The organism is Methylobacterium sp. E-066 (assembly GCF_022829635.1).
Classification (GTDB): Bacteria; Pseudomonadota; Alphaproteobacteria; order Rhizobiales; family Beijerinckiaceae; genus Methylobacterium.
Window position 1 is genome coordinate 1 of record NZ_JAKSYO010000094.1, and the last position, 25,756, is coordinate 25,756.

General features: G+C 69.7%; 24 protein-coding genes. 13 read left to right on the forward strand and 11 right to left on the reverse strand.

The window, feature by feature from the left end; translation table 11 throughout:
* Nucleotides 1-298: 298 nt before the first annotated feature.
* The 4 genes from MKL20_RS12260 to MKL20_RS12275 all read left to right on the forward strand — a co-directional run bounded on the left by MKL20_RS12260 (nt 299) and on the right by MKL20_RS12275 (nt 3,051).
* A complete protein-coding gene (locus MKL20_RS12260) occupies nt 299-1,423 on the forward strand; it encodes a histidine kinase dimerization/phosphoacceptor domain -containing protein (protein ID WP_244036891.1) in 1,125 nt (374 codons plus the stop codon).
* Nucleotides 1,420-1,869 carry a response regulator gene (locus MKL20_RS12265; RefSeq protein ID WP_244036892.1) on the forward strand — a complete coding sequence of 150 codons (450 nt, stop codon included), beginning with the start codon at nt 1,420-1,422 and terminating at the stop codon, nt 1,867-1,869. Before MKL20_RS12260 ends, MKL20_RS12265 begins: the two co-directional genes overlap by 4 nt.
* A 15-nt stretch (nt 1,870-1,884) precedes the next feature.
* Nucleotides 1,885-2,367, forward strand: a complete 483-nt coding sequence (locus tag MKL20_RS12270; protein ID WP_244036893.1) for a hypothetical protein — start codon at nt 1,885-1,887, stop codon at nt 2,365-2,367.
* A 63-nt stretch (nt 2,368-2,430) separates the two neighbouring features.
* A complete protein-coding gene (locus MKL20_RS12275; RefSeq protein ID WP_244036894.1) occupies nt 2,431-3,051 on the forward strand; it encodes a Uma2 family endonuclease in 621 nt (206 codons plus the stop codon).
* On the opposite strand, the gene fae is transcribed toward MKL20_RS12275, so the two are convergent.
* Nucleotides 3,052-3,591 carry a formaldehyde-activating enzyme gene (gene fae, locus MKL20_RS12280; protein ID WP_007560667.1) on the reverse strand — a complete coding sequence of 180 codons (540 nt, stop codon included), beginning with the start codon at nt 3,589-3,591 and terminating at the stop codon, nt 3,052-3,054.
* 241 nt (nt 3,592-3,832) lie between these two features.
* Between fae and MKL20_RS12285 the strand changes: the two genes are divergently transcribed.
* On the forward strand, nt 3,833-4,048 hold the full coding sequence (locus MKL20_RS12285; RefSeq protein ID WP_243960689.1) for a hypothetical protein: 216 nt from the start codon (nt 3,833-3,835) through the stop codon (nt 4,046-4,048).
* 23 nt (nt 4,049-4,071) lie between these two features.
* Here the strand turns inward: MKL20_RS12285 and MKL20_RS12290 are convergent, their stop codons facing one another.
* Both MKL20_RS12290 and MKL20_RS12295 read right to left on the reverse strand, forming a co-directional pair.
* Nucleotides 4,072-4,527, reverse strand: a complete 456-nt coding sequence (locus tag MKL20_RS12290; protein WP_244036895.1) for a hypothetical protein — start codon at nt 4,525-4,527, stop codon at nt 4,072-4,074.
* An 89-nt stretch (nt 4,528-4,616) separates the two neighbouring features.
* Nucleotides 4,617-5,213: a biliverdin-producing heme oxygenase gene (locus tag MKL20_RS12295; protein ID WP_244036896.1), complete on the reverse strand. Its 597-nt coding sequence runs from the start codon at nt 5,211-5,213 to the stop codon at nt 4,617-4,619.
* A 297-nt stretch (nt 5,214-5,510) separates the two neighbouring features.
* Between MKL20_RS12295 and lexA the strand changes: the two genes are divergently transcribed.
* Nucleotides 5,511-6,242, forward strand: a complete 732-nt coding sequence (gene lexA / locus MKL20_RS12300; RefSeq protein ID WP_244036897.1) for a transcriptional repressor LexA — start codon at nt 5,511-5,513, stop codon at nt 6,240-6,242.
* On the opposite strand, the gene MKL20_RS12305 is transcribed toward lexA, so the two are convergent.
* The gene (locus MKL20_RS12305) at nt 6,236-8,512 is read right to left on the reverse strand and encodes a ComEC/Rec2 family competence protein (protein ID WP_244036898.1); all 2,277 of its coding nucleotides are present in this window, start codon (nt 8,510-8,512) and stop codon (nt 6,236-6,238) included. The genes lexA and MKL20_RS12305 overlap by 7 nt on opposite strands.
* Nucleotides 8,513-8,684: 172 nt before the next feature.
* Between MKL20_RS12305 and gltX the strand changes: the two genes are divergently transcribed.
* From gltX to MKL20_RS12320, 3 genes are all read left to right on the forward strand, one after another.
* Nucleotides 8,685-10,106 (forward strand): glutamate--tRNA ligase, encoded by a 1,422-nt coding sequence (gene gltX, locus MKL20_RS12310; protein WP_244036899.1) that lies wholly within the window; start codon nt 8,685-8,687, stop codon nt 10,104-10,106.
* A 332-nt stretch (nt 10,107-10,438) separates the two neighbouring features.
* Nucleotides 10,439-11,728: a citrate synthase gene (gene gltA, locus MKL20_RS12315; protein WP_092038418.1), complete on the forward strand. Its 1,290-nt coding sequence runs from the start codon at nt 10,439-10,441 to the stop codon at nt 11,726-11,728.
* A gap of 83 nt (nt 11,729-11,811) precedes the next feature.
* Nucleotides 11,812-12,696 (forward strand): DNA-3-methyladenine glycosylase family protein, encoded by an 885-nt coding sequence (locus tag MKL20_RS12320; RefSeq protein WP_244036900.1) that lies wholly within the window; start codon nt 11,812-11,814, stop codon nt 12,694-12,696.
* 222 nt (nt 12,697-12,918) lie between these two features.
* On the opposite strand, the gene MKL20_RS12325 is transcribed toward MKL20_RS12320, so the two are convergent.
* From MKL20_RS12325 to recO, 3 genes are all read right to left on the reverse strand, one after another.
* Nucleotides 12,919-13,056: a hypothetical protein gene (locus MKL20_RS12325; RefSeq protein ID WP_244036901.1), complete on the reverse strand. Its 138-nt coding sequence runs from the start codon at nt 13,054-13,056 to the stop codon at nt 12,919-12,921.
* Nucleotides 13,057-13,246: 190 nt separating this feature from the next.
* Nucleotides 13,247-15,493: a DNA topoisomerase IV subunit A gene (gene parC / locus MKL20_RS12330; protein WP_244036902.1), complete on the reverse strand. Its 2,247-nt coding sequence runs from the start codon at nt 15,491-15,493 to the stop codon at nt 13,247-13,249.
* A 209-nt stretch (nt 15,494-15,702) separates the two neighbouring features.
* The gene (gene recO, locus MKL20_RS12335; protein ID WP_244036958.1) at nt 15,703-16,422 is read right to left on the reverse strand and encodes a DNA repair protein RecO; all 720 of its coding nucleotides are present in this window, start codon (nt 16,420-16,422) and stop codon (nt 15,703-15,705) included.
* A 142-nt stretch (nt 16,423-16,564) separates the two neighbouring features.
* On the opposite strand from recO, the gene MKL20_RS12340 reads away from it, so the two are divergent.
* Nucleotides 16,565-16,963, forward strand: coding sequence for a hypothetical protein (locus MKL20_RS12340; protein ID WP_244036903.1), 399 nt, complete (start codon nt 16,565-16,567; stop codon nt 16,961-16,963).
* A gap of 28 nt (nt 16,964-16,991) precedes the next feature.
* Entirely contained in the window at nt 16,992-17,678 is a 687-nt protein-coding gene (locus MKL20_RS12345; protein ID WP_244036959.1) for a gamma-glutamylcyclotransferase, read from the forward strand.
* A gap of 3 nt (nt 17,679-17,681) precedes the next feature.
* On the opposite strand, the gene MKL20_RS12350 is transcribed toward MKL20_RS12345, so the two are convergent.
* Nucleotides 17,682-17,825 (reverse strand): hypothetical protein, encoded by a 144-nt coding sequence (locus MKL20_RS12350; RefSeq protein ID WP_007560701.1) that lies wholly within the window; start codon nt 17,823-17,825, stop codon nt 17,682-17,684.
* 277 nt (nt 17,826-18,102) lie between these two features.
* Between MKL20_RS12350 and MKL20_RS12355 the strand changes: the two genes are divergently transcribed.
* On the forward strand, nt 18,103-18,732 hold the full coding sequence (locus MKL20_RS12355) for a hypothetical protein (protein WP_244036904.1): 630 nt from the start codon (nt 18,103-18,105) through the stop codon (nt 18,730-18,732).
* 50 nt (nt 18,733-18,782) lie between these two features.
* Here MKL20_RS12355 and MKL20_RS12360 read toward each other — a convergent pair whose 3' ends face one another.
* Both MKL20_RS12360 and MKL20_RS12365 read right to left on the reverse strand, forming a co-directional pair.
* Nucleotides 18,783-19,697, reverse strand: coding sequence for a manganese catalase family protein (locus tag MKL20_RS12360; protein ID WP_244036905.1), 915 nt, complete (start codon nt 19,695-19,697; stop codon nt 18,783-18,785).
* Nucleotides 19,698-19,900: 203 nt separating this feature from the next.
* Entirely contained in the window at nt 19,901-20,812 is a 912-nt protein-coding gene (locus MKL20_RS12365) for a LysR family transcriptional regulator (RefSeq protein ID WP_244036906.1), read from the reverse strand.
* A 101-nt stretch (nt 20,813-20,913) separates the two neighbouring features.
* Here MKL20_RS12365 and MKL20_RS12370 point away from each other — a divergent pair, with 101 nt between their 5' ends.
* Nucleotides 20,914-21,588: a L,D-transpeptidase gene (locus tag MKL20_RS12370; protein WP_244036907.1), complete on the forward strand. Its 675-nt coding sequence runs from the start codon at nt 20,914-20,916 to the stop codon at nt 21,586-21,588.
* A 285-nt stretch (nt 21,589-21,873) separates the two neighbouring features.
* On the opposite strand, the gene dnaE is transcribed toward MKL20_RS12370, so the two are convergent.
* Nucleotides 21,874-25,392: a DNA polymerase III subunit alpha gene (gene dnaE, locus MKL20_RS12375; protein WP_244036908.1), complete on the reverse strand. Its 3,519-nt coding sequence runs from the start codon at nt 25,390-25,392 to the stop codon at nt 21,874-21,876.
* Nucleotides 25,393-25,756 lie beyond the last annotated feature (364 nt).

The window sequence follows — 25,756 nt, forward strand, 5'->3', positions numbered from 1 at the left end:
GGTGCCGCGGGTCGCCGCGGGGATCGGATCCCGCGCGTACTTGGCCGACACCTGGGTCCCCGCGGCGTCCCGCGTCCCTCGTGCTGGGTCTTCTTGGGCCATGCCCCCGGCGCCTTGAGGCGGGTGGGGACGATGACGCGTGTCCGGGTGCGGCATCCTGTCCGGCGGATTCAGGCCCCAAAATGCACCGCCCCTGAACCCTTCGCAGGAATCGGCCGTTTAGGTCCCGGTCTGCGCGCCCGCAGGCTTGAGCCGATTGCCGGAGGTGACCAACGCCGGGCATGGAAGAGCAGGTTCGATGGAACAGCCCGACGCCTGGCACCTGACGGACCGGCTCGACACCGAACACGGCAAGGGCGACCCGTTCGCCGCCGCTGTCCGCGCCACGCGGATGGCGATGATCGTCACCAACCCGCGCCTGCCCGACAACCCGATCGTCTTCGCCAACGATTCGTTCCTGCGGATGACCGGCTACGAGCGCGCGGATGTGCTCGGCCACAATTGCCGCTTCCTCCAAGGCGAGCAAACCGATCGCGGCGCCGTGGCGCTGATCCGAGAGGCCGTGGCGGCGCGGCGGGACATCGCCATCGATCTGCTGAACTACCGCAAGGATGGGGTGGCCTTCTGGAATGCGCTCTATCTCAGCCCGGTCGCCAACGAGGCCGGCGAGGTGCTGTTCTTCTTCGCCTCGCAGCTCGACGTCACCGACCGGGTGGACGCGCATCTGCGGGTCCAGCACGAGAAGGACCATTTCGAGGCCGAGGTCGCCCGGCGGACCCGGGACCTGACCGAGGCCCTGGCGACGCAGACCATGCTGGTCCACGAGGTCGATCACCGGGTCAAGAACAACCTCCAGATGATCGCGGCCCTGCTCGCCATGCAGACCAAGGCGATCACCGACCCGGCGGCGCGCAGCGCCATGGAGGCGATGCTGACCCGCGTGGAGGCCCTCGGCACGGTCCACCGCCGGCTCTACCAGTCCAACAACGTCGAGCGCTTCGATGTCGCCGAGTTCGCCCGCGACCTCGCCACCGACTTGGTCCGCGGCTCTGGCCTCGACCGGATCCGCCTGCATCTCGACCTCGAGACCGTGGAGATCCCGGTCGCCAAGGCCCCGCCGGTGGCCCTGATGATGAACGAGCTGATCACCAACGCGCTCAAGCACGCCTTCCCGGACAACCGAGCCGGCCGCCTCTCCGTGACGGTGGCCCCGGACGACCGCTCCTTCACCATTCGCATCGCCGATGACGGCGTCGGCATGCCCGTGCAGGTCATGGAGCAGCGCTCGTTCGGCAAGCGGCTGATCGGCACCCTCTGCCGCCAGCTCAATGCCAGCATCGCCTGGCAGGCGAATGACCCGGGCACGATCGTCAACGTCCGCCTGCCCCGCGAGATGGCTACCGGCCCGGAGGCCTCCTCATGAGCGAGCCGATGCGCATCCTCGTCGTCGAGGACGAGGCCCTGATCCTGATGCAGATCGAAATGATGCTGGAGGAGGCCGGCTATCGTGTCGTGGGCACCGCCATGACGGCGGCCGAGGCGATCGCCCTGGTCCACGAAACCCGGCCGGAGCTGGTGCTGATCGACCTGCGCCTGGGCGACGATTCCTCGGGCGTGGACGTGGCCCATGCGGTGCGCGATATCGGCGGCATCACGGCGGCGTTCATGACCGCCAACGCCCGCGCCCTCTCGGACGACCTGGAGGGCGCTACCGCGGTGATCGCAAAGCCGTTCACCGGGGCGGTGCTGGAGGAATCCCTGGCCTATCTCGAGGATTGCGTCCGCCGGCCGCCCCCGGACGAGCTGGTGCCGCCGGGGATGCGCCTCGCCCCGGCGCTGCTCAAGAGCTTCGCCCAGATGCGGCTCTAGAACAGGCCGGGCGCCATGCGTAGAGTGCCGGCCAGGCCGAGCTTGCCCGTTTCGCGCCCGTTCCTTGCCGCCCTCCTGGGCCTGCTCCTCCTCCCGGCTGCCGTCCGGGCGGAACCCTGCGACGACCTCGCCCGCCAGATCGCCGGGGCGATCGGCGGCAAGGTCGGCAAGCGCGCCGGGCCGAGCATCGACATCCGCCTGGCCGGCCCGATCCGGTTCGACGTGACCTGCCGGGCCGAGCCGATCGTGCAGGCCACCTCCGCGGAGCCCGCCCCCTCGGCGGCGTTCTTCCGCGATCTCGCCGCCGCCTCCGAGCTCTTGCTCGGCGAGCCGGCCGCCCGGGTCGAGCCGATCATCGCCGACGCCTACCGGACCGCCCTCTCGGAGCGCCGCAAGTCGTTCATCCAGCAGAACGGCTGGTCGGCCTCCTGCTACACCGATCCCGGCAGCAGCACGATGCGCACCCTCTGCTCGGTGGGGCGCATCCCGCCGCATTGAGCGTCGCTTGACCGGGGCGGCGGCCGGTCCGATCTTGGTCTCATTACCCGGACGGAGTCCGTCATGACGGCCTCGGCAGCGGAACTCGCCCCGCTCGATCTCCATCAGAGCTTCCAGGATTTCATCGCCGCGCGACCCGACGAGGAGCGGTGGGAACTCGTCGCGGGGCGCTTCCTCATGCAGGCCCAGCCGAACATCGATCACCAGATCATCGCCGGCAACCTGGATCGCCTGCTGACCGACGGGATCGAGCGCTTGCGACTCGGCCGCATCTCCGTGCAGAACCCGGCCATTGATCTGAGGCCGGCGCTCGAAGGACATGTCTACGTCCCAGATGTCGCGATCATCGACGCCGACGAGGTCGAGCCGGGCCGCAACGTGGTGTCGGCCTGCTTTCTCGCGGTCGAGATCCTATCTCCGAGCGACCGACGCCGGCCCGCCGGCATGAAGAGCCAGAAGATCGCGATCAAGCTCGCGGGCTACGAAGCCCTGCCGATGTGCGAAGCCGTGCTGCTCGTCGAGCAGCGGGCCTTCGACATCACCCTGTCGGAACGGACCGGATCCGGCTGGGTCCGCCGCCGGATGACCAATCCTGACGACCGGCTCTTCATCGCCTCGGCCGGACTCGATTGTCCACTGGGCGATGTCTACGCCCGCACCACACTGGCGCGGGCTCGGGGCTGATCAATACTCGATCACGTCCTCGAGCGCGTAGTGCTTCACGGTCTTCCGGTTGGCGATCAGCTCGTCCACGGTCGGCTCGCCCTTGAGGGCGCGGGCGATGGCGAGCTTCGTGGCCTCGTAATTGGTGCGGTACAGGTCCTTGCGATCGAGGTTGTCGTCCTCGGCGCAGCGCGGGTCGAGCCAGATCATGATGATCATGCACAGCTCGTCGAGACCGTCCTTCGGCAGAACGCCCTCGATGATGCAATCCACGATCGCGTCGCCGGTGGCGGCCTGGACGACGCCGCCGAGCAACTCGACATACTCGGCCGTGTGGATCGTCGCCTTGGTGGTCATCATCGTGGCCGGGCGCACCAACTGGTTGAGGTCGCGCACCACGAACATCCGGGTATGGCCCTGGACCTGCCCCATCATCGAGGCGAAGGCCTGACCCACCGGGCCGCGCACCGAGCCGATCAGCACCTCGGGCATCGCATCGGTGTACTGCCCCTCGGCCGCCAGCACGGTGGCCTCGCCCGTGCGGAACCAGATCTCTTGCATGTGTCGCGACTCCCCGTGTCAGATCGCCCGGGGGAGACATCATCGGGGGCCCGGCGTCAATCGCTTCGGGATGGGCCGGCCCCGCCCATCCCGAAGCGATCCGGGCCCGGGTCTTGAGGAATATCTGTCCGCCGGGCAGGGAGGCGGCTTTCGGACCGGCGCGGGAACAGTCGCGGGCGCGGGCCGTTCCGGCGGGAGCCTGCGGCGTTTTCTCAGGTCCGGCACGCGGGAAGGGGTTGTGATGGCCAAGAGCACGGATCGCGGAGGCGGCTGGAGCCTCCAGGCGAGCGCCATCCCGGACGGGGTGCGGCTGGAACTTGCCCTCGCCGACCTCGGCGGCAGCCCGGTCACGGCGGCGATCGTGCTGGACCGCTCGGAGGCGCGCGCCTTCGCCCGCGCCCTGCTGGCGGCGGCCGGGGATGCCGCCGAGCGCACCTTCCCGAAGCCCGGGACCTGACCGGCCCTCGGACCCTGAAAAGGTTACTGCTGGTTCAGGCCCGGTTGGCGGCCGGGCAGGCGCGGCACCACCGTGCCCCGCTTCTCGATCGGCGCGTCGCAGGCATAGGCGAACTCGCTCTTCAGCGGATCGAACACGGTCTCGCCGGTGATCCGGCAATCCTCCCGCACGGTCTCGTCGAGATAGGCCCGGGCGGCGGTACGGAACCGCTTCACCCGGCTCGCCGCCGGATCGGGATCGATCCGCACCTCGCTGAGATTGCAGCCGGCATACTCGCGCAGAGCATCGGAGACGACCAGCATCCGGCGCAGCTGCCGGTTGTCGTAGACCTCGTAGGGCTCCTTGCAGCCGATGGTGACCACCTGCGGGGTGAGCGCGACGTAGTTGCGCGAGATGTACGAGAACCCGGTGGTGCAGCCGGCCAGAGCCAGGCCGACACTCACCAAGCCGATGGGCAGCAGAGCCGCGCGCCGTCGCATCCTCGTCATCCCAAGCCCAGTTCCAGCCCCGTGGCGCATTGAAACGGCCCCGCTTGACCAGTCAATGCGTTTGTCGCCCCGAACGGCGCTCAGCCCCCGAACGCGTCCCCGACGAGCCGGTGCACGTACCGGAACGCCTCCGTCGCCCCGGCGGCGGCGCGCGCCTCCCCGTCGTCCGCGAGCGCGATCCGGTCGAGCGCGGTGGTGAATTGCCGCCAGTGCAGCCCGCGTCCGTCCGGATGCCCGGCGAGGTGGCGGGCGCCGTGGCCTTCCGAGAGGCCGAGCTTCCGGGCCTCCTTGAGCAGGATGGCCGCGCCGAGATTCGAGCCCTCCGCGACGTAGAGCCAGCCGAGCCCGGCCACGGGATCGATCGCTTCCCCACGCTCCGCGGGCGCGTCGGGGATCCGGCCGGTCACGTCGCGCAAATCCTGCGCGATCAGGGCAAGACGGCGCCTCCCGTCGAGATCGGGCAGGACGGGTCCGAGCGCGCCGTCGCGATAGAGCGGATCGACGCGTGTATGGAACCGGTACTGGACCTGGAGGAACAGCGCGTACCGCTCGAGGCTCGCGAAGGGCTCTCCCGCCATGACGCGCCGGTCGAGCTGATCATGGGCCGCCGCGGTCGCCATCCTCAGGCGCTTCACGCGGCTGCCCGGTTCGACCGTATCGGATGTTGAAACGTCCATGTGACCCATGTCTTGATGGGGCCCTCGACCATCCGAGGCGGTCGAGGCCTATTCTGTCCGGGTCGAGGTCGGGACCTCGCCATCCGGCACGAACCGTCATAGCGTCCGGATCATCCGATGCGATTCAGGTCACCGTGAGGCCGACCGGCAGACTGCGCAGGCTTGCGTGATCAGGGCGCTTCGCCCATCAAGCTTGGCCGGATCAGGCTTGCAGAACACTTGCGGAACGTTTAACGTGTTCGTGATTTGTTTCCGAGGCCGCGTCGATGCGGCCCACCAAGCCGCGAGTCCCCGTCGATGCTCACGCGCAAGCAGCTGGATCTCCTGCGTTTCATCCAGAGCCGCATGCAGGAATGCGGTGTCCCTCCCTCGTTCGACGAGATGAAGGACGCCCTCGATCTCAAGTCCAAGTCGGGCATCCACCGGCTGATCACGGCCCTGGAGGAGCGCGGCTTCCTCCGGCGCCTGCCGAACCGGGCGCGGGCCATCGAGGTGATCCGCATCCCCGAGAGCCTGTCTCAGCCGGCTCAGCCGGCTCCGCCGCCCGCCGAGCCCCGTCGCTTCACGCCGAGCGTGGTTGAGGGCGGCAAGTCCAAGCTGCCGCCGGCCCAGCCCGCGACCACCCGGATGATCGACGATGGCGGGCGCGCCATCTCGATCCCCGTGATGGGTCGGATCGCGGCCGGTACGCCGGTTTCGGCGATCCAGAACCAGAGCCACGCCATCACCATGTCGCCGGACTTCCTGGCCGGCGGCGAGCATTACGCCCTCGAAGTGCGTGGCGATTCGATGGTCGATGCCGGCATCCTCGACGGCGACCTCGTGGTGATCCGCAAGCAGGATACGGCCAATACCGGCGACATCATCGTGGCGCTGATCGACGACGAGGAGGCCACGCTGAAGCGCCTGCGCCGTCGCGGCTCCTCGATCGCCCTGGAGGCGGCCAACCCGGCCTACGAGACCCGCGTGCTGGGTCCCGACCGAGTTCAGATCCAGGGCCGCCTCGTCAGCCTCGTCCGCCGCTACTGAAGCGGCGCGGCCGGGGCATCGCCGGGCGCCGCATCGGCGCCAGTCGCGTCGGGCTCAGCAGGGATCGCGTCGCCGGGATCTGCCGGCGCCTCCGGGCGCTGCGCCGTCGATGGCTTGGCCGTGAGTGACGGCCGCCATGGCACCGAGCGTCCGTCGCCGCGGGTGTCGCGTAGCGTGAAGCCGTCGCGCTCGGCCCGGACGGCGACGGCGCCGCGGGCTGCGAGGACGCGCCGGTCGATGACCAGCGGCCCCGTGCAACTTGGCGGCGCGGCGAGCCGCGTGATCAGCAAAGCCGCCCGGGCGCAATCCTCCGCGAAGGCGCGCCGGTCGCGGACCAGAGCGACGGCGCGGCCATCCGGCAGGCGCGCGGTGCAGCCGAGCCTGTCGCAGCGGCCACCCTTCGAGCCGTCGCCGATCACCGCCCTGGCCGATCGCCCGTCGCCATCCGCCTTCAGCCATTGCTCCAGCACGAAGGCCGAGGGGCTGCCCAGCGTCGACAGGAGGCCGTCCGGCCCGCGGATCGCCGCGCCGCCGCCTTGCCGGTCGACGTAGAGATCGAAGCGCTCCGGCATCGCGGCGAGGCCGAGCCCGAGCAGGGCCGGCGATAGGGCGAGCCAGCGCAGCCGCGAGACCGGGAGCGTCGCCAGGAGCAGCCCGGCCGCCAGCAGCCCCAGCGCGCCGGTGCCGAAGGCCGGCAGAACCAGGGTGGCGCGATCGAAGCCGGCGATCCATTCGGAGATCGCCAGCATGCCGCCCACCGCCTGCCCCATCAGCCACCAGACCGGCCGGTCGAGGGCGAAGGGATAGGCCAGGATCCCGATCACCGCCGCGGGCATCACCACCAGCGAGACGAGCGGCAGGGTGAGGGCGTTGCCGATCAGCCCGAACGGCTGGACCGTCTGGAAGTGGTAGGTGGCGAACGGCGCGGTGGCGATCTGCGCCACGAGCGTCGTCGCCAGGGTGCCGATCACGGCCGAGAGCCCGGTGCCGATGAGCCGCTCGATCCGCCCTGCCCCCGGCCGCCGGAACAGGCGCCCGTCGATCAGGCGCGCGCAGGCGATCAGCCCGGCCACCGCCCCGAACGACATCTGGAAGCTCGGCCCGAGCAGCCCCTCCGGCTCCCGGGCCAGGGCGATCAGGGCGGCGAGCGCGAGGTTGCGCATCGACAGGGCCGGCCGGTCGACCAGGATCGCGCCCAGCATGATCAGGGTCATGATCAGCGAGCGCTCGGCGGCGATGTCCCAGCCCGAGAAGGCGCAATAGGCGGTCACGCCCAACATCGCGAACCCGGCCGCGATCTTCTTGATCGGCCACCACAGGGCGCAGAACGGGACCAGGGCGAGCAATGCCCGGACCAGCCAGAACACCACGCCGGCGGCGAGCACCATGTGGAGGCCGGAGATGGACACGACGTGATAGATGCCTGCGGCCCGGAGCGCGTCGTTGGCGGCCGGCCCGATCAGCCCGCGCTTGCCGGTGACCAGGGCCGCCGCCACCGCCCCGGCCTGGCTGCCTTCGGCCTGCGCGATCCGGCGGGTCAGCGCGTTGCGGGCCTCGTCCAGCAAGGCCGCGAGCCGGAGGCGCAGGGGCGGCGGAGTGGGGGGCTCCCGGACCGTGATCGCGCCGAGCAGCGAGCCCACCGCGCCGATGCCCTGGAAGTAGGCGTCCCGGGCGAAGTCGTAGCCGCCCGGCCGCGCCGCCTCGGGGGGCGGAAGCAGTCGCGCCGTGGCGGCGATGAAGTCCCCGGGCCTGAGGGGCGGCGCCTTCCGGAACGAGACCCGCACCCGCAGCGGCCTCACCGTGGGGTCGAGCCCGGCAAAGTTCTCCACCCGGATCACCAGACGTGCGCCGACCTCGCGCTCGTCCAGCGCCTCGATCATCCCGGTGAGCGGCCCGATCGTGGTGCGGGCCAGGATCGGGGCCGCCACCTGCGTGACCCGCCAGGTCGCCGCCGCGAAGCCCAGGAACCCGGCCGCCAGCGCCAGGACGACGGCCAGGGCCGCTGGCCGCGCCCCCAGGAACGGCACCGGCGCGAGCGCTAACGCCGCCCCGGCGAGCGGCGCGGCGAGCCACGGCGTCCCATCGGCGCCCGCGAAGAACACCAAGATCCCAGCGCCGAACGCCACTGCCAGCCAGGGGAACAGGCGGCGCTGCTCCACCTCCCGGGCGAGGCCTTCGGCAAACCAATCGCCCAACACCGGGAGCAAGGCGGCGCGTGGGCCGGCCAGCGCCACCGCGCCGCCCGCCAGCCTCGCGCCGATCCGCCGCATCCGCCCTCGCCCCATACCGGACGACTCAGACCCGGCGCGGGATTCTTAACGCACCCGCCGGCCCGTGCTACAGCGAGCGCTTCGTGCTACGGGCGCCACTCCGTGCGACGGGCGCCGCCCGCATGCCCTGCACCGCGCCCCTTCGCCCTCCGCCCCCGAACATATCGGCCCGATGTCCTCAGCCGTCGTCACGCGCTTCGCCCCCTCGCCCACCGGCTACCTCCATATCGGCGGTGCCCGGACGGCGCTGTTCAATTGGCTCTACGCCCGCCATACCGGCGGCAAGATGCTGCTGCGCATCGAGGATACCGACCGGGAGCGCTCGACCAAGGGCGCGATCGACGCGATCCTCGACGGCTTGTCCTGGCTCGGCCTCGACTGGGACGGCGACGTGGTCTTCCAGTTCGCCCGGGCCGAGCGCCACCGCGCCGTCGCCGAGGAACTGCTGGCCGCCGGCCGCGCCTATTACTGCTACGCCTCCGCGGAGGAGCTCACGCAGATGCGCGAGACCGCCCGGGCCGAGGGCCGCGCCCCGCGCTACGATGGGCGCTGGCGCGACCGCGACCCGTCCGAGGCGCCCGCCGGGGTCAAGCCGGTGATCCGGCTGCGCGCGCCCCTTGAGGGCGAGACCGTGGTCGAGGATGCCGTGCAGGGCCGCGTGACCTGGGCCAACCGCGATCTCGACGACCTCGTGCTGCTGCGCTCGGACGGCACGCCGACCTACATGCTCGCCGTCGTGGTGGACGACCATGACATGGGCGTCACCCAGATCATCCGGGGCGACGACCACCTCACCAACGCCGCCCGCCAGAGCCAGATCTTTTCCGCGCTCGGCTGGGACATCCCCAGGATGGCCCATATCCCGCTGATCCACGGCGCCGATGGGGCGAAGCTCTCGAAGCGCCACGGCGCCCTCGGGGTCGAGGCCTATCGCGATCTCGGCTACCTGCCGGCGGCCCTGCGCAACTACCTGGTGCGACTGGGCTGGAGCCACGGCGACCAGGAGGTGTTCTCCACCGAGGAGATGATCGCGGCCTTCGACCTCGGCTCGGTGGGGCGCTCGGCGGCGCGGTTCGACTTCGCCAAGCTCGCCAACCTCAACGGCCTCTACATCCGCGGCAGCGCCGATGCGGACCTGGTCGCCGCGATCGAGACGATCCTGCCGAGCGTCGGCCCCGAGCGTGGCCTCTCGGCGCCGCTCCAGCCCGAGCTGAAGGACAAGCTGACCCAGGCGATGCCGGGTCTAAAGGAGCGGGCCAAGACGCTGATCGAGCTCCTCGACAGCGCCTATTACCTCACCGCGCAGCGCCCTTTGACGCTCGACGACAAGGCCCGGGCACTCCTGTCCGACGAGGGCCGCGCGCGCCTCGCAGGCGTGCTGCCGGCCCTCGAAGCCCTGCCCGACTGGAGCGCTGCGGCGACCGAGGGTGCGGTGCGTCACTATGCGGAGACCGCGGGCTGCAAGCTCGGGCAGGTGGCCCAGCCGCTGCGGGCCGCGCTCACCGGACGGACCACCTCCCCGCCCCTGTTCGACGTGATGGCGGTGCTCGGCCGGGCCGAAACCCTGGCGCGGCTGGGCGATCAGATCGCCTGAAGCATCGTCCCGAAAGGTGGTTGCCGGCTTTCGGAAGAAGACGATGCGCCATGCGAAAACCGGCAGGATCGTCCTGGATGCGAAATCCAGGACGATCCTGTCGCGCTGACGGTACGGACGGGAACTGCCGGCTCGGCCCGGATTTCGCTTGGCGGGATTTTGCTTGGTGAAGGGGGCGGGATGTCACCGACCCCGTTGCTGCTGCACTGCCGTTTGGGTAACCCATGGCGCGTGAGCACCCGCAACATAACGCGGCGTGCTCCGGCCCCGGGGTCGCCTCGGGCAGCCCGAGGCCGGCATCCGCCACGTCGCCAGAGAAGGGTCCACGTTCCATGAGCGCATCCAGCACCATCACCGTGGACGGCAAGGAGATCGAACTGCCGGTCAAATCCGGCACGATCGGCCCGGACGTCATCGATATCGGCAAGCTCTACGCCAAGACCGGCGCCTTCACCTTCGACCCGGGCTTCACCTCGACGGCCTCCTGCGAATCGAAGATCACCTACATCGACGGCGACGAGGGCGTGCTGCTCTATCGGGGCTACCCGATCGAGCAGCTCGCCGAGAAGGGCGACTTCCTCGAGACCTGTTACCTGATGCTGTTCGGCGCCCTGCCGACCGAGGCCCAGAAGGCTGATTTCGATTACCGGGTCACGCGCCACACCATGGTGCACGACCAGATGAACCGGTTCTTCACCGGCTTCCGCCGCGACGCCCACCCGATGGCCGTGATGGTCGCCTCGGTCGGTGCGCTCTCGGCCTTCTACCACGACTCGACCGACATCACGGACGAGAGCCAGCGGATGATCGCGTCGATCCGCATGATCGCCAAGATGCCGACGCTGGCCGCGATGGCCTACAAGTATTCCATCGGCCAACCGTTCGTGTATCCGAAGAATGACCTCGACTACACCTCGAACTTCCTGCGGATGTGTTACGCGGTGCCGTGCGAGGAGTACGAGGTCAACCCGGTCTTCGCCAAGGCGCTCGACAAGATCTTCATCCTGCACGCCGACCACGAGCAGAACGCCTCGACCTCGACCGTGCGGCTCGCCGGCTCCTCGGGCGCCAACCCGTTCGCCTGCATCGCGGCCGGCATCGCCTGCCTGTGGGGGCCCGCCCATGGCGGCGCCAACGAGGCGGCGCTGAAGATGCTGATGGAGATCGGCACGCCTGAGAACGTCGGCAAGTACGTCGCCAAGGCCAAGGACAAGAACGACCCGTTCCGCCTGATGGGCTTCGGCCACCGGGTCTACAAGAACTACGACCCGCGCGCTCGGATCATGCAGAGCACCACCCACCAGGTGCTCAAGGAGCTCGGCAAGACCGAGGATCCGCTGCTCCACGTCGCCATGGAGCTGGAGCAGATCGCCCTCAAGGACGAGTACTTCATCGAGAAGAAGCTCTACCCGAACATCGATTTCTACTCGGGCATCACCCTGAAGGCGATGGGCTTCCCCACCGACATGTTCACCGTGCTGTTCGCGGTGGCGCGCACGGTCGGCTGGATCGCGCAATGGGCCGAGATGATCGAGGACCCGATGCAGAAGATCGGCCGTCCGCGTCAGCTCTATGTCGGTCCGGCCCAGCGCGACTACGTGCCGGTGGACCAGCGCGGCTGAGCCGGGCCATCGAACCCGACGCGACACCGGGGGCGGCCGCAGGGCCGCCCCTCTTGTTTGCACAGGGGCCGCCCATTGGATCGGTGGTCACGCTCCGCCTCCCCTGCCCGCCGCCCTACGATTGGGTGTCGCTGCGCGCCTTCCTGGCGAAGCGGGCGATTTCCGGGGTCGAATCGGCTGAGGCCGGCGACCGGACTTATGCGCGCACGGTCTGCATCGGCGGCCGGTCCGGCATCGTCGCGGTCGTGTTCGGCGACGACGCGTTGCACGCGACGCTCCACGGCGTCGATTCGAGCGCCGGGCCTGAAATCGCCGCGCGCCTGCACCGCCTGTTCGATTGCGATGCCGATCCGGTGGCGATCGCGGCCTGCCTGTCGCGGGACCCTGCCCTGGCCGGGCTGGTGGCGGCTCGGCCCGGACTGCGCCTGCCGGGCGCCTGGGATCCGTTCGAGACCGGTTGCCGGGCGATTTTGGGCCAGCAGGTCTCGGTCTCGGCGGCGATCCGGCTCGCCGCAAAACTGGTCGCGGCGTTCGGAACAAGGCTGCCGGAGCCGACCGGCACCCTGACCCACGTCTTCCCGACGCCGGCGCAGCTGGTCGAGGCCGACGTGGCGCTCGCGCTGAACATGCCCCGTTCCCGCGGCGCGGCGATCCGGGCGCTGGCCGCGGCGGCGCTGGCCGATCCGGACCTGTTCGCCCCGGCCGAGACCGTGGAGGACGCGGTGCTGCGCTTCACGGCGATCCGCGGGATCGGGCCCTGGACCGCGCAATACATCGCCATGCGGGCGCTCAAGCTGCCGGACGCCCTGCCGGTGGGCGATGTCGGCCTGCTGCGCGCCCTCGAGACCGGCACCGGCCGCCCGAGCCCGGCCGCGCTCCTCGTACGGGCCGAGGCCTGGCGGCCGTTCCGGGCCTACGCGGCCCAGCACCTCTGGGCCGCGGACGAGGTTCTTCCGCGCGAGGGGTGATGCGAGTGATTCTTGCTGATCTCTTGTCTGTTCAAACCGATGATTCATCCGCTTTCGGATTGATCGTCGTTCATACGTAAGAGATCATGGAAGCGTTGGGGATCAAGTCCATTCCCGAGAGCGGCAATGGCGCCGGGTTCCAGGGGCTGAAACCGTGAGCGGCGTAAACGATGACGCTCGACAGCGGCTCGTAGCGAACGAGCGGATCAAGTTTACTGCGACCTATGCGAACGGGATCGGCGTCGCGATCTTTGCGGTGGGCGGCTTCGCGCCGTTGATCTCGACGGTCCTATCAGACCAGCCGCACTTCGCCCCGGTAATCTTCATCATGGCGGTTTGCTGGATCATCAGCGGCGCCATACATTTGACCGTACGAAACGCGCTCAGGGACCTTCGCTCATGACGACAGCCCAGATGCTTCTATTCCTCGCGGTCCCGGCTGGGGGCGCCGTATTGGCCTTTGGCGCACTCTGGCTCAGCCGGCGCGCGCACTGACATTGTGAGCGCCCGGACCAGGACCGCACTCCTGTCCGGCCCGGGCAACACCCCATCAGCGCCCGAACCGCTCGAATTTCGGGAAGCTGCGCGCCATCATCAGGCCGACCTCACCGCGATGGCCGAGCCATTTCTCCAGCACCGACGCGTTGGCGAGCCGCCCCTCGGGTGAGCCGTCCTGCCAGGGCAGGCCGTCGGCCAGGCGGAAGACATGTGCGTCGGTCAGCCCGCCGCTGCGGCAGCGCTGGAGCCGGACGCCCTTGCCGCGGGCGAGCTCAGCCACCTCCGAGATCGGGAAGATCAGCAGCAGCTTCTCGGTGTTCACCACCGCCACGTGATCGCCGTCGGCGGGGACGAGCACCACGGCGGTCGCATCGCCGTCCAGGCCGAGCACGCCCTTGCCCTTGCGGGTGTTGGCCACCAGCGCGTCGGAGGGCGCCACGAAGCCGCGCCCGTCCGAGCCGGCGATCAGCAGCTTGGTCTCGGGCCTGTAGGGCAGCGCCGCCACCACCTCGGTGCCGTCGTCGAGATCGACCATCAGCCGCACCGGATCGCCGAAGCCGCGCCCGCCCGGCAGCTTCGACGCCTCGATGGTGAACACCTTGCCGTTCGAGGCGAGCAGCAGGATCTTTTGGGTGGTCTCGCTCGGGAAGGCGATCTTCAGGCCGTCGTCGCCCTTGAAGGCAACCCCCGACAGGTCGGCGACGTGGCCCTTGAGCGCCCGGATCCAGCCCTTGGTCGAGACGATCACGGTGATCGGCTCGCGCTCGACCAGGGCGGCGGTGAAATCGATGCCGCCGACATCCGGCGGGCTCGCCAGCGTCGTCCGGCGCTTGCCGAGCTTGGTCTCCGGCCCGAAGGTCTTCTTCACGGCGCGGATCTGCGCCTGGATCGCCTTCCACTGCGCCGGCTCGGAGGCGAGCAGGGCGTCGATCTCGGCCTTTTCGGCGGTGAGCGCGTCGAGTTCGCGCTTCAGCTCCATCTCCTCCAGCTTGCGCAGGGAGCGCAGGCGGGTGTCGAGGATCGCGTTGGCCTGGACCTCCGTGAGCTCGAACCGGGCCATCAGGGCCGGCTTCGGCTCGTCCTCCTCGCGGATGATGCGGATCACCTCGTCGAGGTCCAGATAGACGATCAGCAGGCCGCCCAGGATTTCCAGGCGCCGGTCGATCTGCCCGAGGCGGTAGCGCGAGCGGCGCTGCAGCACCACCCGGCGGTGGTCGACCCATTCCCGCAGGCATTCGGTGAGACCGATCACTTTCGGCACGAGGCCGCCGACCAGGACGTTGAGGTTGAGCGGGATGCGGGCTTCGAGTTCCGTGAGCCGGAACAGCGATTCCATCAGGATCACCGGATCGACCGTGCGCGCGCGCGGCTCCAGCACCACGCGCACGTCCTCGGCCGACTCGTCGCGCACGTCGGCGAGCAGCGGCAGCTTCTTCTCCTGGAGAAGCTCGGCCATCTTCTCGATCAGCCGGCCCTTCGGGATGCCGTAGGGGATCTCGGTGACGATGATGTTCCAGGTGCCGCGGCCGAGATCCTCCTTGTGCCAGCGGGCACGGACCCGGAAGGCGCCGCGGCCGGTCCGGTAGGCTTCCGTGATGGACTCGGCCGAATCGACCAGGATGCCGCCGGTCGGGAAATCCGGCCCCTGCACGAAGCTGTTGAGCTGGGCCGAGGTCGCCCCCGGATGGTTGATCAGGTAGAGCGCCGCGTCGCAGAGCTCGGCCGCGTTGTGCGGCGGGATTGAGGTCGCCATGCCGACCGCGATGCCCTGGCTGCCGTTGGCGAGCAGGTTCGGGAAGGCGGCCGGCAACACCACCGGCTCGTCCTTCTCGCCGTTGTAGGACGGGCGGAAATCGACCGTGTCCTCGTCGATCCCGTCGAGCAGCAGTCGGGCGACCTCGGTGAGGCGGGCCTCGGTGTAGCGGTAGGCGGCCGGGCCATCGCCGTCGATGTTGCCGAAATTGCCCTGCCCGTCGACCAGCGGATAGCGCTGCGCGAAATCCTGGGAGAGCCGCACCAGCGCGTCGTAGATCGCCTGGTCGCCGTGCGGGTGGAAATCGCCCATCACGTCGCCGACGATCTTGGCGCATTTCTTATGCGCGGTGTTCGGGTCGAGGCGCAGCAGTCGCATCCCGTACAGGATGCGCCGGTGCACCGGCTTCAGCCCGTCGCGGGCATCCGGCAGCGCCCGGTGCATGATCGTGGAGAGCGCATAGGCGAGGTAGCGCTCCTCCAGCGCGGATTTCAGCTCGACGCTCTCGATCCCGTCGCCGGACGGCGGCTCGAAGGGCTGGCCCATGACGGCTCCTTAACGTTTCGACTTCGGTGCCGAATCACGATCCGTCATTCCGGGGCCGCGAAGCGGAGCCCGGAATCCAGACGCGCCGCCGGAGCCGGATCTGACGGACAGCGCCGCGTTCCTCCGGTTTGGCATGGCGGCTCTGGATTCCGGGCTCGCCTGCGGCGCCCCGGAATGACAGTCCATGTGGCAAGAACAGAACGCGAACATTACTCGGCCTCGCGACCGAGCGCAACGAATCGCGCGCGCTCCTCCGGCGCGGCGAGGCCGCGCGGACCCCAGACGTGCCGGTCGAGGAAGTACCCCGTCAAGGTAAACCCTTGCGCAACGCCGTCCGGCCCGGGCGATCCGCCCGCGTGCAGGAAGGTGGGCAGGGCGAGCAGCCGATCGCGAAAAGGCTCTCCGGCGGAGGCGCTGACCGCCCGGCCGCTCTTGGGCGACACGTAGGCGAGCGCGTCGTTGCCCCCGGTGGCCGCGCAGGCGGTGAGATCGAGGCCGAAGCCGAGTTCCGACAGGATCTCCAGCTCGAACCGCACCATCAGCGGCGGCGCCACGGCCGAGTCGTCGAGATGCGCGACCAGGATGCCCGCCGCCTCGTAGAGGGCCGGATGCGGATCCCGCTCGGGCAGCAGCCGCAGCAAAGCCGCCATGTGGCCGAGCCCGTAGAGGGCGATGCCCGAGCCGATCATCCGCGACAGCTGCGATTCGAGCGGCTCCACCGTGTAGGCGCCGAGCCCCTCGTCGAGCCGCGCCCGCCAGGTCAGCCGGACCCGGTTGCCCGGCTGGAGCACCGGCTGCATCCGGCGCGAGCGCCCGCCATGCACGAGGCCGAGATGGCGCCCGTGGGCCTCGGTCATTGCCTCCAGGATGACGCCGCTCTCCCCGTGCCGGCGCAGGCCCAGCACCAGCGCGTCGTCGGTCCATTGCATCAAGGTTCATCACCGGCGGAAGGGCGCGGATCGCGGAACCGGCGATCCAGCTCGAATCCCCCATATAAGGGCTCCGGGGCCGCGGTGCCGCCTTTGCGCGCCCGGTGGGTGGCGGTAGCTTGGCCGGGAAGGAATCACCCGCATGCGCCGCGTTGCTCCGGTCCTCGTTCTGGCCCTGACGATCACCGGCGCGCCGGCCGCTCCCAAAAAGACGAAGCCCGCCGCCGAGGACGCGCCCTCCCCGGCCCTCAAGCAGCGGATCGCGGCGCTGGCCCTGAAGCAGGTCGATTTCGGCTCGGTCTCGCTGCTGCCGGTGCGGTTCGCGGGCAGCCGGCTCGCCGGGCCGATCGAGGATGGCGGCCGGACACTCTACTGCGTGTCGAGCCGGATGAGCGGCCGGACCTTCGGCAAGCCCGAGCGACCCAAGGCGGTGATGCGCTACGCGGCCGATAGGCTGGAGGTGATCGACGACGACGAGGTCTGCACCGGCCATCGCAGCCAGCCGTTCCCGGAACTGGACGCCCTGGGCAACGCCCGCTGAGGCTGCCGCGTTGAGCATCGTGCCCTTGCTGCAAGCGCGCCGTCTCGACCTCAGCCTCGACCTGATCGCCCGCGCCCATGCCACCCCCGTCCCGGACGACCCGGGCGCCCTCGACCTGCTGAGCGACGCGGAGCTGAGCCCCGGCCTCGAGGCGATCACCGCGGGCCGAGACGGGCACGACATCTGGGTCTTCGCCTACGGCTCGCTGATGTGGCGGCCGGAATTCCCGGTGGCGGAGAGCCGGATCGGGACCGTGCGCGGCTTCCACCGCCGGTTCTGCCTGCTCCAGCGCCGGTTCCGCGGCACGCCGGAGCGGCCGGGCTTCGTCCTGGCTCTGGACCGCGGCGGGCTGTGCAAGGGCGTCGCGTTCCGGCTGCCCGGGACGGAGATCCGCGAGGCGCTGATGCCGGTCTGGCGACGCGAGATGCGCGGCCGGGGCTATGTCGCCCGCTGGCTGCCGGTGGCGACCGAAGCCGGGACCGTCTCGGCGCTGACCTTCCTGGCCAACCGCGCCAACGAGCGCTACGCCGGCCGCCTCTCGGATGCCGAGATCGCGGAAAAAATCGCCGCCGCCTGCGGGCATGCCGGCCCGAGCGCCGAGTACCTGTTCCGGACCGTCGAGGCTTGCGAGCGGCTCGGCATCCGCGACCGGCACCTCTGGAGCCTCCAGGCGCTGGTGGCCGCCCGGCTCAGGGCCTGCGCACCGGACGCGTGAGGCTCACGCCCAGGCGCGCTTCATGGCGATCACCACGCGGCCGCCCGCCTGCTCCGTATCCGGGTTGCGCGGCTCGCGGATACCGGGCGCACGCCCGGTGGTGACGTAGACCACGAGGGTGAGGGCGAGGAGAATCTTGATGCGCATCGCAACGCTCAGGGTTGAGCGAGCGTGCATAGGATCGATCGGTTTTTACGGAGTTTCCGCCGGGCTCACAGGTTGTGGTTGTGGGCACTTCCGTCGAGCGTGGTGAACGAAAGGTTGCGGCCACGCCGGGATCGCCAGGAGCATCAACCCAACAGGTGGTTTCCGGCTTTCGGAAAAAGATGATGCAAAACCAAAGATCTAGCGCGTCGCGCCGGTTCCGGGATCCGGTACGATGCGCTATGCCGCCGGCCCGGGTTTCCCACAGGCGGAGGACAGGATGCGGCAGCGGATCGGCGTGGCCCTGGCGATTCTGGTGGTCGCGGTGGCCGTGCTCGTCGCCGGGCCGTGGCCCCACGGTTTCCGGCTGTCGGATGTCCTGACCGGGGGCACGCCGGTCCTGCCGGACGGATCGCGACCGGTGGCCGGATCCGCGGACCTCGCCGGCAACGCCACACTCGGCGCCGGCCAGCACCCGGCGACCCTGCGGCTCGCCTGCGATCCGGCCGGATCCGGCCTGTCGGCGGTGCTGACGGTGCCGCGCTTCGCGGACTTCGCAGAGGGTTTCGATGTCGCCGGCCTGCAGGGCGGCGGAAACACAGCGCCGCTCACCGGCATCCTGGTCTCGAACGCCGCCGGCGTCCGATCCGTGCGGATGGCGGCGCAGGGCGCGGAAACCCGCGATCCCGAAAAAACCTTCAGCCTGACAGTGGCCGGTGCGCGGCGAGGCGAGGATCCGTTGCGCGGTGTCGTCCTCGCACTCGCCCAGGCCGGCACGCGGCTGACCTGGACACAGGCGAGCCCGCGCGCCGGGGATCAGACCCTGACGGCGAGCTTTTCGGTCTCGGACAGTGATGCGGCAGCGTTGAAGACGGCCCTTGGAAGCTGCCTCGTCGCGCCACCGCTGTAGAGTCGTATCGCGGTTCGGCGCCGCCCGAGGCGACGCCGGATCCGATGGGCTCAGCGCCCCTTCTTGTAGAGCTTGCTGGCGATCTCGAAAATCTCTTCCGGCGCGTAATCCGGCGCGAAGGCGCCGTAATTGCCGTCGAGTTCTGGGATCTTGCCGCCCTCGGGCGCGCCGTCGATCACCTCAAGGTTGCCCGGCGGATCGCCCGGCAGCGCCACTTCGTCGTTCGACCAGACGCCGGCCGCTTCCTTATAGTCGACCTCGCTGAAGGTGTAGAGGCGGCGATGCTTGCCCTCGTCGAGGTACTTCTGACACTCGGGCACCCGCGACAGGTCGATATTCGGGGTCGGCAGCATCTTCTCGATCTCGACGCCGGTCAGCTTCTTCAGGGCCAGCGCGTAGGCGTGGGCGTGCAGCGAGCCGCGCACCAGCAGGTAGGCGCAGACCTCGCGGCCGGTCGGCTCGATCATGGTCTCGTAGACCCGCAGCTTGTGAATGCGCGCACCGCACTCCAAGTGGAAGTTGTGCAGCAGGTCGATGATCAGATTGCCGGTCGTCGTGACCATGTCCATGTTCCAGGACGCGGCGTTGGAGTTCATCGGCATCGCGCCGCCGCCATTCGCCAGGAAGCTGCCGGCGAGACGCACGTCCTGCATCTCGGCGAAGGGCGCCTTGGAGATGTCGACATCCTTGGCCGGGTTGCCCGGGCCGTTGTTCAGCATGGCGATGCCGGTCGAGACCAGCTCGACGTGGCCGATCTCTTCTGCGAAGATGCTCGATACGAGGCTGTAGAACGGCCGAAGCTTGGTCTTGTTACGAAAATTGAAGCTCTGGAACATGTAGTTCCCGAGGGTCGACATCTCGCCGTACTTGCCACCGAGCAGTTCCTGCAGGGCGGCGGCTGCGTTGGGCTCGGGCTTCTTCGGCTCCGGCAGCTCCGCGAGCAGGCGGTCGATCTTCATGAACATGCGGGTAGCTCCGTTTTGCGCGAGGTGCGCATGGGTCCTACGGGTGAGGCGCACACATGTTCCTGCCTGCGACCGTGCTTCTTCCGAGGCTTGGCGGGGAATCTTTTGGTTCCGAAACGGCTTAGAACGGAAAAAAATCTCGCGGGCGCCCAGGTATCGGGAGGCGAAGATCTCTGCCTTGGTCGGCCCGACAGGCGCTCGCGTCACACGTTCGCCTGCATCCCCTCCACGGTGCGGATCCGCGGCACGGCGAAATCGGTGAAGGCGCGGACCGCCGGGCGCATGTGGCGCACCGACGGGTAGACCAGATAGGCCTCCGTCGAGCGCACCTCGTAATCCGGCAGGACGCGCACGAGCCGGCCTGCTGCCAGATCGTCGGCGACCAGCAGGTGCTGCACCGGACCCATCACGCGGCCCGCCAGCAGGGTCGCGACCAGAACCTCGGCGCTGTTGGTCCGGAGCACCGGCTGGACCGGGACGGTCACGGTCTCGCGACCCCGATGCAAAATCAGGGCGCTGCGGGCATCGACCGCCGCCCGGGTCGCCACGAGATCGCAGGCGGCGAGCTGCTCGGGGGTCTCGATCCCGCCGGCCCGCGCCAGGTAGGCGGGGGCGGCGACCAGGATGCGCCGCACCCATCCGAGCCGGCGGACCACGAGGTCCTGGCCCTCCGGCCGGCCGTAGCGGAGCGCGAGGTCGTAATCCTCGTGCACGAGGTCGATCACCCGGTCCTCCAGCACCAGATCGACCGTCACCCGCGGGTGCTCGGCCTGGAACGCCGTCACGATCGGGTGCAGGTGCTTCACGCCGATGCAGGAGGGCGCGTGCAGGCGCAGGCGGCCCTCCACCGAGCCGGCCTCGGTCCGGGCATCTTCGAGCGCCGCGTCGATCGCGGCCAGCGCCGGCTGGCTCGCTTCATAGAGCCGCTGGCCCTGCGGCGTCGGCCGCACCAGTCGGGCGGAGCGCTCCAGCAGGCGGGCGCCGACATGGGCCTCCAGGTTGCGCAGGTGCTTGCTCACCGCCGGCTGCGAGACGCCGAGATCCCGCGCCGCCGCGCTCAACGAGCTGCGCTCGACGGTGCGGAGGAAGGCGCGCAGGGCGAGGGCGAGGTCCATGGATGCCATCCGGTTATGGGCGCGATCACCCCATAGCCGCTGGACGGGGCGACAGCGTGGCGGTCTTCTCGATCCGCACCCTTTCGCGAGATCGCCGACCCATGACCCTCACCCGCCGGACCCTGCTCGCAGGTACGCCCCTTCTGCTCGCCGGTTGCGTCACCCGCGCGACGGCGCCGGTGGCGGATCTGCGCCCGCCCATCGATCCCGCCTTTGTCGCGATGTACGCCGCCCTCCCCGGCGAGCCGTTCCCGGTGCCGGCGGTGGACCTGACGGGGATCGACCCGCGCTTCCTGCGCCAGGAGGTCGATTACGCCACGGCCGAACCGCCCGGCACGATCGTGGTCGATCCGGGCGCGCGGTTCGCCTACCTCGTGCGCGAGAACGGGCGGGCGATCCGCTACGGCGTGGGCGTCGGCCGGGAGGAGGCGTTCAACTTCCAGGGCGCGGCCAGCATCGCCCGCAAGGCCGAATGGCCGCGCTGGACGCCGACGCCCGCGATGATCAAGCGCGAGCCCGCGCGCTATGGGCTCGTCGCCGGCGGCCTGCCGGGGGGCGCCGGCAACCCCCTCGGGCCGCGGGCGCTCTACCTCTATCGGGACGGCCGGGACACGCTCTACCGGCTGCACGGCACCACGGAACCGCAGACCATCGGCACGATGGTGTCCTCGGGCTGCGTGCGCTTCCTGAACCAGGACATTATCGACCTGTTCGGCCGCGTGCCGGTGGGGACTCGGGCCGTGGTGCTGGCGGCAACTGGTTCGGCAGCGAGTTAGATGTTTGATCCCGGGTTTTCGCGGACGCTCCAGCCTTCACCCTGTCATCCCGGGGCGCCGCAGGCGAGCCCGGGATCCAGAGCCGCCGCCGGTGCAGGTCCTTGACCCGACAATGATTCTGGATCCCGGGCTCCGCTTCGCGGCCCCGGGATGACGCGGTTGTTTTCAGACCGGCCTCTGCAAAGACCACGGGTGCCGGCTAAGCGGAACGGTCCGATGCCGACCGCTGCTGTAAACATCGTGAAACGGCCGGATCAGGAGGCCGAACAGGCTCCTGGCCCGCCCTCAGCTCACCTCCACCTGCACCACCCCCGGCACGGTCCTGAGCTGGCCGGCGAGCTGGGGTGAGGCCTGGAATTTGCCCGGCAGCCGGATCTCGACCTCGCGGCCGCCGCCGTCGAGCTTGAGGATCAGCGAGACCTCGCTCTCCCCCCGCATCGACAGCCGCTGCTGCACCGGCGCGACCCCGCGCGGGTCGCTCAGATGGATGCGGATGCCCTTCTGGTGGCGGGCGACCGCGTGGTCGAGGGGTTCCGCGGTCAGGATCCGGGCGCGCACGTCCTCGCCCTCCAGGTTCGCCTGGAGCTGGAGCACCAGGGGCCGGCCCGGTTCGAGGATGTCGCGGTACTGGCCGAGCCCTTCGGAGAAGATGATCGCCTCGAAATGGGCGGTCCGGTCCGAGAGGGTGACGATGCCCATCTTGTTGCCGGTCTTGGTGCGCCGCTCCGCCCGGTCGAGCACCGAGGCGGCGACCCGGCCGACGCTGCTGGTCCCGGCCCGGACCGAGCGGCAGAAATCGGTCCAGCTCTGCACCCGCAGCTTGTCCAGGAGGTCGCCGTACTCGTCGAGCGGGTGCCCCGAGACGAAGAAGCCGATCGCCGTGTATTCGCGCTTGAGGGTGTCGGCCATCGGCCAGACCTCGTGCGGCGGGATCCGCAGGGACACGTCATCCGCGACCACGCCGCCGAACATGTCGGTGACGCCCGTGGAGGCGGCCTCGGCGGCGCTGGCGGCGAGCTTCATCATCGGCTCGACCGCCGCGAAGGCCCGGGCCCGGTCGGGCTCGATGCAGTCCAGGGCGCCGGCCTGGACCAGGCTCTCTAGGGTCCGCTTGTTGATCATCCGCGGGTTGAGCCGGCGGGCGAGGCAATCGAGGTCCTTGAACGGGCGGTCGCCCCGGGCCTCGACCAGCGCGCGCACCGCCTCCCGGCCGACGCCCTTGATGGCGGCGAGCGCGTAGAAGATCTTGCCGTCGCGGACCTCGAACACCTCGCCGGAGGTGTTGATCGAGGGCGGCTCGACCGTGATCTTGAGGCGCTGCGCGTCCTGGCGGAATTCGGCGAGCTTGTCGGTGTTGTCGATGTCGAGCGTCATGGCGGCGGCCAGGAACTCGACCGGGTGGTTCGCCTTCAGATAGCCGGTTTGGTAGGTCAGCAGGGCGTAGGCCGCCGCGTGGCTCTTGTTGAAGCCGTAATCGGCGAACTTGGCCAGCAGGTCGAAGATCTCGTTGGCCTTGGCCTTGGCCAGCCCGCGCTCGACGCAGCCCTTGAGGAACCGGTCGCGCTGCGCGTCCATCTCGGCGCGGATCTTCTTGCCCATGGCGCGCCGGAGCATGTCGGCCTCGCCGAGCGAGTAGCCGGCCAGGACCTTGGCGATCTCCATCACCTGTTCCTGGTAGACGATGATGCCGAAGGTCTCCTTCAGCATCGGCTCCAGCTTCGGATCCGGGTACCAGGACGCCTCGTTGCCGGCGTCGCGGCCGAGCTTGCGCTCGCAATAGACCGGGATGTTGGCCATCGGGCCCGGCCGGTAGAGGGCCACCAGCGCGATGATGTCCTCGAACCGGTCGGCCTGCATCTCGCAGAGCGCCTTGCGCATGCCGGCGGATTCGACCTGGAACACTCCGACCGTCTCGCCCCGGCCCATCGGCTTGTAAGTATCTTCGTTATCGAGCGGCAGGCTCGCCAGGTCGATCGTGATGCCGCGCTGCTTCAGCAGGTCGGTGCAGCACCGCAGCATCGTCAGGGTTTTCAGTCCCAAGAAGTCGAACTTCACGAGACCGGCCTGCTCGACCCACTTCATGTTGAACTGGGTCACCCGCATCCCGGTCTTCGGGTCTCGGTAGAGCGGGACCAGCTCCTCGAGGGGCCGGTCGCCGATCACCACGCCGGCGGCGTGGGTCGAGGCGTGGCGGTGCAGGCCTTCGAGCTTCTTGGCGATGTCGATGAGCCGGGCGACGATCGGCTCCTCTTCCATGGCCTGCTGGAGCTTGGGCTCGCCCTCGATCGCCTGGGCCAGCGTCACCGGGTTGGCCGGGTTCTGCGGCACGAGCTTGGTCAGCTTGTCGACCTGCCCGTAGGGCATCTCCAGCACGCGGCCGACATCGCGCAGCACGCCGCGGGCGAGCAGCGTACCGAAGGTGATGATCTGCCCGACCTGCCGCTCGCCGTAGCGCTGCTGCACGTAGCGGATCACGCGCTCGCGGCCCTCGACGCAGAAATCGATGTCGAAATCCGGCATCGAGACGCGCTCGGGGTTGAGGAAGCGCTCGAACAGCAAGCCGAAGCGCAGCGGGTCGAGATCGGTGATCAGCAGCGACCACGCCACCAGCGATCCGGCACCGGAGCCGCGGCCCGGGCCCACCGGGATGTCGTGGTCCTTGGCCCACTTGATGAAGTCCGAGACGATCAGGAAGTAGCCCGGGAACTTCATCGTGACGATGACGTCGAGCTCGAAGGCGAGGCGCTTGCGGTAATCGTCCTCGGAGAAGCCCGGCGCGGTGCCGTGCTGCTTCAGCCGCAGCTCCAGCCCGGCCTCGGCCTGCCGGCGCAGCTCGGTCGGCTCGTCGGCCGCCACCGCCTGCACGGGTGCGTCGGCCGCCTCCGCCAGCGCCTCGGCCATGGGCGGGGTCTCGCCCGCCGCCACCGATCCGAAATTCGGCAGGATCGGCTTGCGGGTCCGCGCCCGGACGGCGCAGCGCATGGCGATCTCGACCGTGGCCTGGAGCGCGTCCGGCAGGTCGTGGAACAACTCGGCCATCTCGGCCCGGGTCTTGAAGGCGTGGCGCGGGGTGACCCGGCGGCGGCGCTCGTCCGAGACCAGGCGCCCGTCCGCGATGGCGAGCAGCGCGTCGTGCGCGTCGTAATCGTCGGGCTTGGCGAAGAACGGCTCGTTGGTCGCCGCGATGCCGAGCCCATGCCGGCCGGCGAGGTCGAGGAGCGCCGTCTCGATCCGCCCCTCCTCGGCCGAGCCGTGGCGCTGGATCTCGACATAGAGCCTGTCCTCGCCGAAGGCCGACTTGAGCTGCTTCAGGCGGCTCAGCGCCAGCTCGGGACGCCCGGCCCGGAACGCGGAGTCGAGGGGGCCGGACAGGCCGCCGGTGAGCGCGATCAGCCCGGCCCCGGCCTCCGCCAGGGCGGCGGCCTCGACCCGGGGGGCCTCGCCGAGCGCGGTGTCGAAATAGGCGCGGCTCGCCAGCCGCAGCAGGTTGGCGTAGCCGGTCTCGTCCTGGGCGAGCAGCACGATGCCGTGGCTCGTCGGCGCATTGCGCTGGTGCGGGTCGGCGGCCTCGAACGCCACCGAGAGCTGCACGCCGGCGATCGGCTGGACGCCCTCCCCGGCCGCCTTCTCGGAAAACTCCAGCGCGCCGAACAGGTTGTTGGTGTCGGTGAGCGCCAGCGCCGGCTGCCGGTCCGCGACCGCGGCCTTGACCAGGGAGCCGACCTTCAACGCGCCTTCCAGGAGGGAATAGGACGAATGAACGTGGAGGTGGACGAAGCCGACCTCCTTGAGCTGGCGTGGCATGGCCGACCTTGATCCGGGGTCGCCCAACATCCCTGCTCGGCCTTGCCAAGTCGACGTATGGCGGCACCGAACCTGACGATATCCACCGATCGTGCTCCGGGCGCACCAGTTCGGCCGCCCTCTGTGGACAATCGGCGCCGCGGGTCCGATCGCCTGTGCATAAGCCGTTTCGGGCGGGAACCCGGGGCCGAAACGCAAAGCCCGGCTAACGGACCGGTGCCAACGCTATCGCCCAGGCGCCGACCGCCGCGAACAGCATCCCGAACGCCATGAACTCGACCATCCCGGTCAGGACCAACCGCTTCAGCATCACCGTGCCTCCCGTGTTCGTCCGCCATTATGTTCATGTTTTGTTCTGATGGAA

What these genes read in the sequence shown, in the direction of transcription:
- parC (WP_244036902.1), bottom strand. Translation starts at nt 15,493, where the DNA reads ATGGGCCAGCCCTTCGAGCCGCCGTCCGGCGACGGGATCGAGAGCGTC.
- recO (WP_244036958.1), bottom strand. Translation starts at nt 16,422, where the DNA reads ATGCAATGGACCGACGACGCGCTGGTGCTGGGCCTGCGCCGGCACGGG.
- fae (WP_007560667.1), bottom strand. Translation starts at nt 3,591, where the DNA reads ATGCAAGAGATCTGGTTCCGCACGGGCGAGGCCACCGTGCTGGCGGCC.
- MKL20_RS12355 (WP_244036904.1), top strand. Translation starts at nt 18,103, where the DNA reads ATGCGGCAGCGGATCGGCGTGGCCCTGGCGATTCTGGTGGTCGCGGTG.
- MKL20_RS12290 (WP_244036895.1), bottom strand. Translation starts at nt 4,527, where the DNA reads ATGCGACGGCGCGCGGCTCTGCTGCCCATCGGCTTGGTGAGTGTCGGC.
- MKL20_RS12350 (WP_007560701.1), bottom strand. Translation starts at nt 17,825, where the DNA reads ATGCGCATCAAGATTCTCCTCGCCCTCACCCTCGTGGTCTACGTCACC.
- MKL20_RS12360 (WP_244036905.1), bottom strand. Translation starts at nt 19,697, where the DNA reads ATGTTCATGAAGATCGACCGCCTGCTCGCGGAGCTGCCGGAGCCGAAG.
- MKL20_RS12265 (WP_244036892.1), top strand. Translation starts at nt 1,420, where the DNA reads ATGAGCGAGCCGATGCGCATCCTCGTCGTCGAGGACGAGGCCCTGATC.
- lexA (WP_244036897.1), top strand. Translation starts at nt 5,511, where the DNA reads ATGCTCACGCGCAAGCAGCTGGATCTCCTGCGTTTCATCCAGAGCCGC.
- MKL20_RS12260 (WP_244036891.1), top strand. Translation starts at nt 299, where the DNA reads ATGGAACAGCCCGACGCCTGGCACCTGACGGACCGGCTCGACACCGAA.
- MKL20_RS12340 (WP_244036903.1), top strand. Translation starts at nt 16,565, where the DNA reads ATGCGCCGCGTTGCTCCGGTCCTCGTTCTGGCCCTGACGATCACCGGC.
- MKL20_RS12305 (WP_244036898.1), bottom strand. Translation starts at nt 8,512, where the DNA reads ATGCGGCGGATCGGCGCGAGGCTGGCGGGCGGCGCGGTGGCGCTGGCC.
- MKL20_RS12370 (WP_244036907.1), top strand. Translation starts at nt 20,914, where the DNA reads ATGACCCTCACCCGCCGGACCCTGCTCGCAGGTACGCCCCTTCTGCTC.
- MKL20_RS12325 (WP_244036901.1), bottom strand. Translation starts at nt 13,056, where the DNA reads ATGGCGCCGCTGATGATCCAGCAAACCGCCATGATGAAGATTACCGGG.
- MKL20_RS12275 (WP_244036894.1), top strand. Translation starts at nt 2,431, where the DNA reads ATGACGGCCTCGGCAGCGGAACTCGCCCCGCTCGATCTCCATCAGAGC.
- MKL20_RS12295 (WP_244036896.1), bottom strand. Translation starts at nt 5,213, where the DNA reads ATGGACGTTTCAACATCCGATACGGTCGAACCGGGCAGCCGCGTGAAG.
- dnaE (WP_244036908.1), bottom strand. Translation starts at nt 25,392, where the DNA reads ATGCCACGCCAGCTCAAGGAGGTCGGCTTCGTCCACCTCCACGTTCAT.
- gltA (WP_092038418.1), top strand. Translation starts at nt 10,439, where the DNA reads ATGAGCGCATCCAGCACCATCACCGTGGACGGCAAGGAGATCGAACTG.
- MKL20_RS12365 (WP_244036906.1), bottom strand. Translation starts at nt 20,812, where the DNA reads ATGGACCTCGCCCTCGCCCTGCGCGCCTTCCTCCGCACCGTCGAGCGC.
- MKL20_RS12270 (WP_244036893.1), top strand. Translation starts at nt 1,885, where the DNA reads ATGCGTAGAGTGCCGGCCAGGCCGAGCTTGCCCGTTTCGCGCCCGTTC.
- MKL20_RS12285 (WP_243960689.1), top strand. Translation starts at nt 3,833, where the DNA reads ATGGCCAAGAGCACGGATCGCGGAGGCGGCTGGAGCCTCCAGGCGAGC.
- gltX (WP_244036899.1), top strand. Translation starts at nt 8,685, where the DNA reads ATGTCCTCAGCCGTCGTCACGCGCTTCGCCCCCTCGCCCACCGGCTAC.